The 12,651-nt window shown below is 50.0% G+C and carries 12 protein-coding genes; 5 read left to right on the top strand and 7 right to left on the bottom strand.

Translation table 11 applies throughout. The features are described from left to right. Positions 1-152 precede the first annotated feature (152 nt). The 3 genes from CHK_RS08605 to CHK_RS08595 form a co-directional block, all read right to left on the bottom strand. A complete protein-coding gene (locus tag CHK_RS08605) occupies positions 153-782 on the bottom strand; it encodes a hypothetical protein (RefSeq protein WP_046443630.1) in 630 nt (209 codons plus the stop codon). A 35-nt stretch (positions 783-817) separates the two neighbouring features. Then, positions 818-3,232, bottom strand: a complete 2,415-nt coding sequence (locus tag CHK_RS08600) for a hypothetical protein (RefSeq protein WP_046443629.1) — start codon at positions 3,230-3,232, stop codon at positions 818-820. A gap of 239 nt (positions 3,233-3,471) precedes the next feature. Then, positions 3,472-4,074, bottom strand: a complete 603-nt coding sequence (locus CHK_RS08595) for a recombinase family protein (RefSeq protein WP_046443628.1) — start codon at positions 4,072-4,074, stop codon at positions 3,472-3,474. Positions 4,075-4,199: 125 nt separating this feature from the next. Between CHK_RS08595 and CHK_RS08590 the strand changes: the two genes are divergently transcribed. Continuing rightward, complete coding sequence (locus tag CHK_RS08590) at positions 4,200-5,393, top strand: ATP-binding protein (RefSeq protein WP_046443650.1); 1,194 nt, start codon at positions 4,200-4,202, stop codon at positions 5,391-5,393. 104 nt (positions 5,394-5,497) lie between these two features. Here CHK_RS08590 and CHK_RS08585 read toward each other — a convergent pair whose 3' ends face one another. Continuing rightward, the gene (locus CHK_RS08585) at positions 5,498-6,448 is read right to left on the bottom strand and encodes a radical SAM protein (protein WP_330379229.1); all 951 of its coding nucleotides are present in this window, start codon (positions 6,446-6,448) and stop codon (positions 5,498-5,500) included. 215 nt (positions 6,449-6,663) lie between these two features. Between CHK_RS08585 and CHK_RS08580 the strand changes: the two genes are divergently transcribed. From CHK_RS08580 to CHK_RS08570, 3 genes are read left to right on the top strand one after another with little or no spacing between them, the layout of a single operon-like run. Next, positions 6,664-8,163, top strand: coding sequence for a sodium-dependent transporter (locus CHK_RS08580; RefSeq protein ID WP_046443627.1), 1,500 nt, complete (start codon positions 6,664-6,666; stop codon positions 8,161-8,163). Continuing rightward, positions 8,160-8,666, top strand: coding sequence for a DUF6560 family protein (locus CHK_RS08575; protein ID WP_046443626.1), 507 nt, complete (start codon positions 8,160-8,162; stop codon positions 8,664-8,666). The genes CHK_RS08580 and CHK_RS08575 overlap by 4 nt, the downstream gene beginning before the upstream one ends. 16 nt (positions 8,667-8,682) lie before the next feature. Further along, positions 8,683-9,459, top strand: coding sequence for an SDR family NAD(P)-dependent oxidoreductase (locus CHK_RS08570; protein WP_046443625.1), 777 nt, complete (start codon positions 8,683-8,685; stop codon positions 9,457-9,459). A gap of 39 nt (positions 9,460-9,498) precedes the next feature. On the opposite strand, the gene CHK_RS08565 is transcribed toward CHK_RS08570, so the two are convergent. From CHK_RS08565 to CHK_RS08555, 3 genes are all read right to left on the bottom strand, one after another. Continuing rightward, entirely contained in the window at positions 9,499-10,038 is a 540-nt protein-coding gene (locus CHK_RS08565) for a DUF2812 domain-containing protein (protein ID WP_046443624.1), read from the bottom strand. Further along, positions 10,035-10,316: a PadR family transcriptional regulator gene (locus CHK_RS08560; protein WP_200896524.1), complete on the bottom strand. Its 282-nt coding sequence runs from the start codon at positions 10,314-10,316 to the stop codon at positions 10,035-10,037. Before CHK_RS08560 ends, CHK_RS08565 begins: the two co-directional genes overlap by 4 nt. A 171-nt stretch (positions 10,317-10,487) precedes the next feature. Further along, positions 10,488-12,155 (bottom strand): AMP-binding protein, encoded by a 1,668-nt coding sequence (locus CHK_RS08555; protein WP_046443622.1) that lies wholly within the window; start codon positions 12,153-12,155, stop codon positions 10,488-10,490. Positions 12,156-12,399: 244 nt separating this feature from the next. On the opposite strand from CHK_RS08555, the gene CHK_RS08550 reads away from it, so the two are divergent. After that, the gene (locus CHK_RS08550; RefSeq protein ID WP_046443621.1) at positions 12,400-12,609 is read left to right on the top strand and encodes a cold-shock protein; all 210 of its coding nucleotides are present in this window, start codon (positions 12,400-12,402) and stop codon (positions 12,607-12,609) included. Positions 12,610-12,651 lie beyond the last annotated feature (42 nt).

The following is a 12,651-nucleotide window of genomic DNA, read 5'->3' as shown; positions in this document are numbered from 1 at the left end:
CCTTCTGAGCGTTGTCATCCTTCAATTCGTTCATTCCTTTTGTTCTCCATGTAAGGTGGCGGAAGCCGCCACCCAAACACATAAGGCGGGAAACCTCCCGCCTTTCTGTGTATGTATCTCAGTGTACTTTGCCTGTATTTCTATTGAATGGCTTATTTATGCGAAAGTGCCTTTTTACCCGCAACGATTGCGACCGTTGCCGCTGCTGCAAGGCCGATCACCGCAAACAGCATGATATCTGTCGTCGTATCGCCCGTCTTCGGCACATCGTCCAGGCCGCCGGCTTTTGCCGAAGCGCTCGCGCTTGCGGACGGTTCTTCCGTCGGATCGCTGGTCGGCTGACCTGTTGGTTGCGAAGTCGGTTCTGCCGGTGCCGCTACCGTCGCAGTGGCGGAAAACGTACCCGTTTCCGGGGTTTCATTGCCGTCAACGTCTGCCGTAATCACATTGGAGAGAGCGAAGCTCACTGTTTCCCCTGCCGCAGCTGTTACCTTATAGGTGTAGGAAGCGGAGTTGCCAAGTGTGACAAGCGTATTTTCTCCGCCCATACCTGCAGGTGTCGTCGTCCTGCTGACATACTGCAGTCCGCTTGTTGCGATATCTCCCTGAATTCCCGCCACGTCCGACGGGCAGCTCACTGTAAAGGTAACCGTATCGCCAACGTTTGGCGAAGGATTGCTGACGCTCACCGAGGGAGCCGCGGCGAACGCGGTAACGCTCATCGCCATTACCAGCACAGCCGCCAGCACGATCGATAAAACAATCTTTTTCTTTTTATTCATTTCTGTTCATCCTCCAAATTTATTTTTGCAGTTTCTTACAGCATGATGTTCGAAGCGGTAACGATATCACCAATCGTGATGCTGCCGTCGCCGTTCATATCGCCTGCCGCAAAGTATGCGCCGCTCAAAGGAGCGCTGCCCGTCATGTCGTTCGACATCACTACGAGCGAACCGATGCTGACGAAGCCTTTTCCTTCCACGTCGCCCTTGATGACGATGGTAAGCGTATCAATGATCGTGCCGTCCGCTGCCACGAGGTTTACCGTGCAGCCCGTTCCGACCGTATCGCCGTCTGCAAGCGTTTCACCCGCCGCGTTCCTTGCCTCTACAGGCACTGTAAACATTACCGCGATATCGCCGGCCCTGAGCGCGCTTGCTGCCGATGTGCCCGCCATGAAGCCGGATACATAGCCTGCGTCCTTATCGATCGTGAGCCCACTGTCCGGATTTACGTCAATCGAGGGCTTCGCGTCGGTTACAGTCAGCGTAGCCTCAAAGGTTGTTGCGCTTGTGGCATAATTGTTGTTTGTAACCGTGCACTGGTATTTCCAGCCGTTCATATCCGTTGTGACAGGAACCGTAACATAGGTTGCAGCCGTTGCGTCCGTCTCATCGTCTATGGTAACGAATCCACCACTGCCCTTTTTCACCTTCCACTCATAGGTCAGGCCGGAAGCCGGTTCCACCGTAGCAAGCACAGAGAAGGTAGCCGTCTCGCCTGCCGCTGCCGTTACATCCACGGGCTGTGTCCTGATAACCGGAACATTCGGGACAACCACAGTAAGCCTTGCAGCGTCCGAGGTCACTGTTTCCGTTCCTGAATTTCTCGTTACCTTGCACTGGTAAAGTCCTGTTTCCACACCGGCAGCCGCTGTGATTGCCAGCGTATCGGTAGTCGCTCCGCTGTATACGCCGCCATCGCTGACGTTGCTGAACGTCCTGCCGCCGTCTGTGGATTTTTCCCACTGGTAATCGAGCGTCGCGCCTGCTGCCGCGATCTCTGCTTCCACAGAAAACTCAATGTTTTCGCCCGCTTTGATCTCAGCGCCAACGGGCTGCGTTATGATTACCGGAACGTTATCCACATCCCAAACGGTAAGCGCTACCGCATTGGAAGTCACCTTATTTGACGATTCCGCACTGTTCGTTACTTCGCACTTATAAGAGTTGTTGTCCAGCCCCAGTGTCGCTGCGCCAAGGTCCAGCGTCGGCTGCGTTGCGCCCTTCATGGATGCGAAGGCGCCACTGGAGTTTACCTGTACAAACCACTGGTACGAAAGCGCGTCGCCTGTGTTCACGCTCGCCTCTACGGTGAAGCTTGCGTTTTCGCCCGCCACTACGGTCAGTGCTTCCGGCTGCGCGTCGATCACCGGTATTGGGCTGAGCGCCACCACCGTCAGCGTCGCCACTGCGGAAGTGACTGTTTTGGATATGTCCTTACTGTTGGTAACGACACACTTGTATTTGTAATCGTTCATCGCGGTTGTCGTCTTGTCAACCGTATAGGTTGCTTTCGTCGCGCCCGCGATATTTCCATAGTTGCTGCCGTCCGTGCTGATCTGCCACTGGTAGTTAAGCGCGTCGCCCGTCGCGACCTCGGCCTGTACGCTGAAGGTGGCTCCCTCTCCTTCGAGGACTGTAATATCCTTCGGCTCACCGTTCGCGGATATCACCGGGACGTCGCTTACCGCCGGGGCAGCCGTTACCTTCAGTGTCACCGCAGCGGATTCGCCCTGCACGCCCTGATAGCTCTCGTTTGTCACCACGCACTTGTACTGGTCGTTGGTGTCGTCCACTGCCGGAGCCGTGAGCGTAAGCGTTTTGTCCGTCGCGCCCGCAACGTCCTGCCAGTTTACAGGAGAGGCTACTGCGCCCTCGTCGTTCTTGTTTACCTTCCACTGGTAGGAAAGCTGGCTGCCCGGCTTTACGACCACATTTGCCGTAAGCGCGGTTTTCGTGCCTTCCACTACGCCCGTACCCGTGATTGCGTCAGCCGGCTCAGCCGCTACTGTGACCTGCGGAATCTGGTTGGTTGGTTCAGACGGGATACCTGTTACGGTAAGCGCCGCCGCGTCGGACGTGGTCTGCTGCCCGGTTGCCGTGTTTATGATCACGCACCGGTAATTCCAGCCGTTCATCTCCTCAGTCGCCGCGGGCGTTGTGTAGGACGCTGTCTTCGCGCCCGAGCCTACCGTATCGATATCCTCCCACGCGCCGTCTGCGGCCTTCTGCACCTGCCACTGGAACGTGCAGGCAGCCGCTGCCGGGCCGCCCGACTCGTCAAGCGCTACTGTAAACGTAGCCGGCGATCCAATGGCCGCGCTTGCCGCGCTCGGCTGCGTCTGGATCGTCGGTACGGTGGTTGCCGCAAACGCCCCCACCGGGATCAAAGCGGTAATCACCAGCGCAATCACTACGATGACCGCCATTTTTTTCCGAAACTGTTTCATTGTCTCCTCCTTCATTTCTCAAAAGTTATACTTTTTGGGAATCGTGTTTTTCGGAAAAAAAGGCTTGATTTTTCTATATATTTTGCTAAAATAAAAGACAGATGAGAATTTCATGCGATTCTCACTGGTTACAAAAAAGTATACGTTTTTAGAAACATTCGAGACTGGTCAATCAATGTTTTCGAGACTGGCCAAATACAATGATTTGAGACTCAATGATAGGTTTTTTTGTGGCGTTGTTATGCGTCGCTTTTTTTATATTCCTGCGCCTTCCGGTAGAAGGTGCTTTGCGGAATGCCCGCCGCGCGCACCGCTTCCGCTGCGGAAATACTTCCGGCTTCCCACTTCGCACAGATATCACGGAAATTTTGCGGAAGGCACGCGCGCGGCCTTCCAAACTTTACCCCCCGCGCCTTTGCGGCGGCAATTCCCTCTGCCTGACGCTGGCGGATGTTGGAGCGTTCGTTTTCCGCTACGAATGACAAAAGCTGTAAAACGATATCTGCAATCAGCGTTCCCAAAAGGTCTTTCTCACGCGTCGTATCCAGAAGCGGCATATCCAGCACCTTGATATCAGCCCTTTTTTTCTGCGTAATCGTGCGCCACTGCTTCATCACATCCGTATAATTCCTGCCCAGCCGGTCAATGCTTTTTACGACCAGCAGGTCTCCTTTTTTCAGACGCGAAAGCATCCGCAGATATGCCGGGCGTACAAAATCCTTGCCCGACTGCTTATCAAGATACACATTTTTCTGCGGCACTCCATACTTTTCCAGCGCGTCCCTTTGACGGCCTTCATTTTGTTCCCTTGTGGATACTCTCATATATCCATATACTGCCATGTTTTTATCCCTCCTATGCTTGATGCCAATATATGAGACACATCCGGTTTCTTTTGATTTTTTTGAGCCCGGATTGTATAATAGTAACGGATTTAATGATCGAGAAAAATAAGAAGGTGCAAAAAATGACAAATTTTAACGAAATCGCATTGAAGCTCCGTTCGCTCGTTCTGTTCCGCAGCATCCTCGGAGACGGCGTAACAAAACGATTCCTTATGCTTACGGATTCGCTTGAAAAAGGCGATGCAGCCGTAAGCGTGGGCCTCTATGCAGATTTCTGCTCCGCCCTGTTTGCCCACGGGACTGATTTTGGCGCATATATTCTGGACTACGCGTTGCAGGATGAAAATTTATATATGCTCAAATGCGCGCAGGAAAAGACGATAGAAGCACCGCTCAAAGCTTGCCTGCAGGCTGAGCTTGCCATATTACAGGAGCTTGGCAGCATCAAAAGCGCTGACGTACGGCGCGTGATTCCTTATGAAGGCTTTTTACCGGACTGGGATAACAGCGCGAAGGACTTTACCGCCGTATATATGGAACGCATGGATAAAATACGCACCCATGGCTATGGTATTTTTGCCAAATACCATATGTTCACCGTTTCCGGCAGCCGCATCGTGCCGGTCAGATATCCGGACGAAACGAGGCTTTCGGACCTGTCCGGATATTCCTGGGAGCGCAAATGCGTGATCGACAACACGCTTGCACTGCTTGAAGGCAAACCTGCGGCAAACGTACTGTTGTACGGGGACAGCGGCACAGGGAAATCCTCTACCGTAAAAGCCGTTGCAAATGAATTTGCACCGCGTGGGCTGCGGCTGATCGAAATCAAAAAAAAACAGCTGCGTGAAATTCCCGCGCTGATCGAAAGCCTTGGAAAAAATCCATTGAAATTTATTTTGTTTATTGACGATCTTTCCTTTACAAAGGACGATGATGATTTTGGCGCGCTGAAGGCCATATTGGAGGGTTCCGTCTCCGCCCGCACCAGCAATCTTGCGGTCTATGCCACCAGCAACCGCAGGCATCTTGTGCGCGAGACGTTTTCTGACCGCGAGGGAGACGAGGTTCACGCAAACGATACCGTACAGCAGCTCGTTTCGCTTTCAGACCGCTTTGGGCTTACCATTACGTTTTCCCGTCCGGATAAGGCGCAGTATCTTTCCATCGTCTCCTATCTGGCAGAGCTTTACGGTATTGATATGGACGAACAGGAGCTATACCGCCAAGCGGAAATCTATGCCCTTGAACGCGGCGGGCGTTCCCCGCGCGTCGCCAAGCAATTTTTAGAACAGGTGCAATCGATTGGCGTTTGAAAAAGCGTATGAATCGAGACTACAGCAACAAAAAACAGCTGTATCACCACGAGTAGTACATATCAAAAATCCGCTTTATTAAGCGGTTTTTTTGATTTCCCCTTTTAGTTGTGGAGTTCGACGCCTGTGAGGTCAAACGGAGGGATAAAGCTCTCTTCAGCCGTATTTCCTTCCTGCACAAATCCGTTTTCGATACCCAAATCAACCGCAAAATCGATCAGTTCTTCGTATTCTTCATTCTTTACCTTATGCCGCAGCTCTTCCGGCACGCCGGACATGGGCGTGTACTGGTTCATCAGGCTGATATAAATGTCGTCCCCGTAGGTACGGTACAAATATTCTACAATCGCTTTGGAATCCCGCAGCTGCCCCGGGAGCATAAGGTGCCTCACGATCACGCCTTTTTGCAGGATGCCGTTTGCGCCAAAAACAGCGCGGCCTGCCTGCCTTACCATTTCCGCGAGCGCGGTTTTGGCATATCCTGCATAATCCTGCGCATGGGAATATTTCTTTGCAGGCTCACTGTCCATATATTTGAAATCCGTGAGGTAAACGTCCACGGTTTCCTTGAGCATTTTCAGTGCCCATACGCTTTCATATCCCCCGCAGTTGTAAACGAACGGAACCCGCAGTCCTGCGCGCCGCGCGAGCTTTGCCGCGCTTATGATCTGCAACGCGTATTGCGTAGGCGTTACCAGGTTGACATTGTGCGCGCCCTGTTCCTGCAGCTCAAGAAAAATTTCCGCGAGGCGTTCGGTCGTAATCTCCTTACCCGCTGCGCCGCTGCTGATCTGCGCGTTTTGGCAGTATACGCAATGCAGCGGGCAACAGGAAAAAAACACCGTTCCCGAACCTTTTTCGCCGGAGATACACGGTTCCTCCCAAAAATGCAGCGCCGCCCGCGCGACCTTCACGCCTCCTCCTGCCCCGCACATTCCTTTTTCCCCGTTCGCCCTGTCCGCCCCGCATTCCCGCGGGCACAGATGGCAATGTTTCAAATACTCTTCCATGGGAAAATTATACCATTCGCCGGATGATTTTACTATCCAGGCCAAATCGATATTCCTGTTTTTTCAGCGCCGGCCGTGCGTCCGCCTCCTGAAACAGAAGAAGCGCAAACGCTGTATCCGTAAAGCTTTTCCATTCAATCGCTTTGTGCTGTTATAACGCGTTGGAATTGACAAGCAGTATGAGCTTTATTTCCCACTTGTATTTATGCTATAATGAATCATATTTGCACTTATATATTATTCAATGGGGAGTACTATTTATGAAACGTGAAACCTGGGGTTCTCGCTCGAATTTTATTTTTGCGGCAATCGGTTCTGCCGTTGGTCTTGGAAACGCATGGCGCTTTGCAGGGCAGGTTTACCAAAACGGCGGCGGCGCATTTTTGCTGCCTTATATCATCGCTATCTTTGCAATCGGCATTCCAGTTTTGATGATGGAGCTGGCAATCGGTAAAAAGTACCAGCTGGGCGCGCCGTCCGCGTTCGCCAAGATGAACAAAAATTTTGAGTGGATCGGCTGGGCGGGAATTATCATCGCCTTTGTGGTTGCGGCATATTATTCCGCGTTGGTTGCATGGGTTGTAAACTATATCTTTGCTTCCTTCACAATGGCATGGGGCGGCGATCCCGCAGGCTTTTTCAACGATACCGTATTGCAGATTTCACAGAATCCGGGACAGTTGCAGGGCTTTTCCCTTCCGGTGCTGATCGGCCTTTTGATTACATGGATCGTTGTCATCGTCGCCATGCGCAAGGGTGTGGAAAAGATGGCAAAAATTGTAAAATGGATCGTCATTATTCCTGTTGTGATCCTGATTATCATGTGTGTGCAGGCAGTGAGTATGCCGGGCGCTTCCGAAGGAATCAGGTATTACATTACGCCGGACTGGTCTGCGCTTGGCAACCTTGACGTATGGCGCGCTGCATTTGGGCAGGTCGCCTACAGTATGAGTATTTTATTCGCGCTGATGATCACCTACGGCAGCTTTCTGCAAAAGGACAGCGACATCCCCAAAGACAGCATTGTCATAGGCCTTGCCGACATGGGAATCAGCCTGCTTGCTGGTTTTGTGGTGTTTTCCACGCTTGGATACCTTTCCTTCCAGAGCGGTACGCCCATCGCGGATATGAACTACCAGGGCGTGATGCTTGCGTTTGTGACCTATCCGCAGGCGCTTTCCGTATTCCCGGGCGGGCATGTGGTCGGTGTCATTTTCTCGCTCCTGTTCTTTATCATGCTGTTTGCCCTTGCAATCGATTCCCTGTTTTCGATTGTTCAGGCGGTTTCTACAGCGGTCTCCGATAAATTTAAAATCAAGCCCCGCAAGGCGCTCTATGGAACCTGTCTTGCGTGCTTTATCCTTGCGCTGCTGTTCGCGACCAACGCGGGTATGTATTGGCTTGATATCATCGACCACTTTGTAAACGAGGGCAACCTGCTGTTTATGGGTATCTTTGAGACGATAGCCGTAGCATGGATTTTTGGGATCAACAAGGTGCGCGAGTACATCAACAGCTCCACTAAAATCAAAATTGGAAAATGGTGGAACGTATTTTTGAAATACCTGTGCCCGATTGTGTTTATTTTCCTTGCGTCAAGCTTCCTTGTGTCCAACATCATGACGCCTTACGGCGGCTATGACCTGCAGTATATTATGATCGGCGGATGGGCTCTCGTTGTCGGCACCTTTGTGCTTGCGCTCATCATTCCAAAACTCACTTCCCGCAAAAAGAAAGGAACGGGTGAACTTGCCTCATGATGCAGATTTGGCAGGGCGCGCTCCTGATTGTACTCGTCGCGCTCGGAATCAACTTCATCATTTATGCAAACAAGCATCCCCTTGTGCGCGTGATTGATCCGCATAAGGATTTTACCGTGCGTTATCCGCGCATCTTTCTTTGGCTTGGCGTCGTCTTTTTTTCGGTGCTCGGCTGCCTGCTCCTGCTATTTTTGATCTGGCAGGCATTTGACGCGCTGAAAATCGTCCTGTTGTCGGTGCTTGCCGCATGCGGCGTACCCGTCCTGCTTTTGGCGCTTGTCTGGCGCATCAAGGTCTACGACGAATTTATCATTACTGCCTCCATGTTTGGTGTCAAAAAACAGGTTTATTATAAAGATATCAAACGGGTTGTCGTCACAAAAAACACTTTTTTTATGGAGACGACAATCAAGAATTATCGTTTTAACGCAAACATTATTTACCGTGAGGAATTTCTCCTGCGGCTCAGCGAAAACGGTGTGGACATCGAACGTTTTTTTTGAAAGAAGGTTGTTCTGAATGGAATTTAACAATAAAAAAATCGTGATCACAGGCGCTTCCTCCGGCATTGGCCTTACGCTCCTTGAGCATCTTGCGGCGGTTCCGGGGGCGCAGATTATCGGCGTGGCGCGGCATACGGACAGTATTACCGCGCTTGGCCTTGCGAATGTAACGGCCCTTTCCTACGATATGTCAAAGCCCGAAGCGATTGACTCCATGCTAACGGACTGTATGGAACGGCTCGGCGGGATCGACGTTTTTTTTGCGAATGCGGGCTATGCCTATTATGGAAAAATCGGTCCGGCAGACTGGGCAAAAATGGAAGCGATTTACGCGACAAATACTTTTGCGCCCGTTTATACGCTCCAAAAGCTGTTGGAGCTGCAAGGCTCAAAACGCTTGCATTACGTGATTACGGATTCCGCGCTTGCAAAGGTCGCAATTCCCGGGTTTGCCTTCTATTCCGCAACCAAATACGCGATTGACGGCTTTGTGAACGCTTATGCGTTTGAAAAACCGGATAACGTAATCCTTTCCACCGTCTATCCCGTATCGACCAAAACCAATTTTTTCAAGCGCGCGGCAAACGCCGCACCCCTTCCCTTTCCGACGCAAACGCCGGAGCAGGTGGCGGTATCCGTCATCAAAGGGGTGCGTAAAGAAAAGCGGTCTATCTATCCCTTCGCAAGCTATGGTTTTTTCAACTGGTTGTGGAACTTCCTTCCATTTTTGAAGAGCGGTTACCTTGCTCTTGAGGACCGCAAGTTTAAAAAATGGCTGAAACAGAATCCCTGACCGTAATAAGAAATACCGGCGGATGTCCGCCGGTATTTTTTATTCGTCCCTCTTTTTATATATTTTTCGCAGGAATACCCCCAGCACAACCGCCATCACAGCAAAGATCGCAACCGGCGCCACATAATCGATCCAGTCAGTAAAGCTTTGCGGAAACGCCGCGTATGCAATCGTCGTTACGGCAATCCCCGCAAGCATCAGGATGATAAGCGCACGCAGCACATTCATAACGTTTGCATTTCTTTTTTCCAGGCTTGCTTTGTCCGTAAACGCTTCCGGGCGTTCGCCCGTATATTCCCTGCGCCATACGTAAATGCTCGCCATCCTGCCCATAAACTTCCAGCCAAAATCCTCGTAAAGCTCTCGATAACCCTTTTTGGGAAAAGCGTTGAGATCCATCACATATCGATATTTTTTTGGCTGTGTTTTGTGAAACACCATCCGGAAAGAATCCGATTGCCTGATCCTGTCTATATTCCAGCCCTCTGCCGCCATGTTCTCCATAAAGCGTTCCCAGTCTGCGGGCGCGGCATATTTATATGTCGACCACCATACCGCCTTTGTATCCTTGCTTTTCATAACAACCCCTCCACCGCCTCATAAAGCTCCCTGATCCGGCGCGCTTCGCCGGTCAAAATCCGCATTCCAAGCTCTGTGATCACGTAACTCTTCCGGCGATCGTCCTCGCCGGTCGCGCAAATCAAACCGTCGCCAAGCAGCTTTGATATGCTCTGGTAAATCGTGCCCGCGCCAAGCCTGATCCTGCCATTTGTAATCTCTTCCACATGCTGCATAATGCCATACCCATGCCGTTCCTCCCGCAGGGACAACAGGATGTAAAACATCGTCTCGCTCATCGGAATATACCGTTTTTCCGCTTTTTTGAAATCCAAAGCAATCACTCCCCTTATATCTCATTGCGATATATCACTTTATGATATAATCATATATCACATTGTGATATATGTCAAGCAGAAAAAGTATACAAAAAAGGCAACGGGAACCATTTCCGTTGCCTGCTATTTTTCTCAGATTGAAAACCGTTTGATTGATTTCTTTGTTGTTTTCGCAAATTCACTGTCACGGATCTTAAGCTGTTGTATGCTTTTAAACGCAGGCAGCTGGCGGTTTACCTTCTGAATATCCTGTTCAAGCTTTGCCCTGATTTCTTCAGCCTCCTTTCCCGCCGTATATTCCTCCTGGAGATACACCTCGGCGCACAGCCTCTTTTCATTCATACCATTCACAAGCGGCGCATAGACAACGATTTCACTGATGTAAGGAATCCGCTGCTTAATAAAATCTTCAATCTCCTCCGGATAAACGTTCTTTCCGTTCGATAAAACGATCAGGTTCTTTTTTCGCCCGGTTACAAACAAAAAACCCTCTTCGTCAAAATGTCCGATATCGCCGGTATCGAACCATCCATCTTTCATCGCCTGCCGTGTCGCCTGTTCGTTTTTATAATAACCAAGCATCACATTATCGCCTTTTACCCAAATTTCGCCTTCTCCATTCCCGTCGGCATCCACAATCTTCACTTCGCAGCATGGAATGGGTACTCCTGCCGAACCATCCCGATAACAGCGGTTTCCGTTTACAGACACCAAGGGGGAGCATTCCGTGATCCCATAGCCGACCACAAGCATAATTCCCATCTCACGGAACGAGCGCATCAGTCTTGCCGGAAGCGGCGCTCCCCCGCAGAGCAAAAGTTTCAGGTTCCCGCCAAACAATTCTTTGATATCCCTGAAATATTCATCCCTGTTGTCAATTCCACGTTTCATTTCATCGTTGCTCTTTGCAATCAGTGTTCTAAGCTCTTCTTCCCCGTTCTTTTCCCTTGCGTCTTTCCAGATCATGTATTCGAGACGTTCGATAAACAACGGAACAAGGAATACAGCATCAGGCTGAAACAATTTGAGATTATCTGCAAAATAGCGCAAACTGTTGTTAATACAAATCGTTGTACCATTTTGAATCATCATCACAATGCCATGTGTGCATTCAAACGAATGATGCACCGGCAGCACAGACAAGCATACCTTTCCGATCTCAAGCAGGCTTAATCCGCCTTCAGAAGCCGCCAGGATGCTTTTTTGGGAAAGCATAACCCCCTTGCTTTTCCCGGTCGTTCCGGACGTATACAAAAGCGACGCCATCCTGGTTTCGTCGATTTCCCGCTGCTCATATCCACGGCTTTCCTGCTTCCCCTGTTCGATCAGTCCGTAAAGCCCCAAATAATCGTCCTCCGCTTCCGGCAGATCCATATCGATATAACAAATCGCTTCCGGCAGGCTTGCGGCTATGCTTTGCATCGTGTCCTGGTATTCGCCTGCAAAAATGACGCAGGCGGCCTCACTGTCTGCGATAATATTGGCAATCTCATCATCCTGTAGCTCCTTATCGATCGGCACCGCGGCTCCCACGCCGCAAAGCACTGCGAAATAAGAAACCAGCCATTCATAGCTGGTTGGTCCAATAATCGCAATATTTTTATCTGCCAGCCCCAAACCCAACAAAGCGTTTCCAAGAGCGTTCATATCATCCATGAATGTTTGATGCCCGATTCCGCGAATTTGCCTGCCCTCAGTCCTGATCCGCAGCATATCCCTGCCCTTATAAACATGCCCTGCGTGATGGAGCATATCCCTCAAATTTTTTTCTTTTCTGTCTGTTTTTTGATTATATTCCATTTTTTCCCCTAACTGTCCGTTTTCTTCATTTTAGCACGTATTCTGTCCAATAACTCCCTATTTCGAAAAATAAAACCAGTTTTAATATTTATTTGACTTTTCTACGCGACCATGTTATACTTAAAAAGTATTTTATGTATTGATAGACCTCGTATTTGTGTAAATCGTTGTTCTTGATGATTTATAGAAATATGAGGTTTTTTTGTTACATCGGATATCAAATAATTTTTAGGAGGTACCAATTATGAATAATGGTACAGTAAAATGGTTTAACGCAGAAAAAGGCTTTGGCTTTATCACAAACGACGAAAGCGGCGAGGACGTATTCGTACATTTCTCAGGTATTGCGGCAGAGGGTTACAAATCTCTTGACGAAGGCCAAAAGGTAACGTTTGACATGGAACACGACGCAAGAAGCAACAAAATGAGAGCTTGCAACGTTTGTATGGCGTAGTATTACAAATTCAGTAAAATTACGTGCAATGTACGTGCTGCA

It is taken from the genome of Christensenella hongkongensis (genome assembly GCF_000981035.1).
In the GTDB taxonomy this organism is placed as follows: domain Bacteria; phylum Bacillota; class Clostridia; order Christensenellales; family Christensenellaceae; genus Christensenella; species Christensenella hongkongensis.
This window is presented reverse-complemented; position numbering and strand designations above follow the sequence as displayed.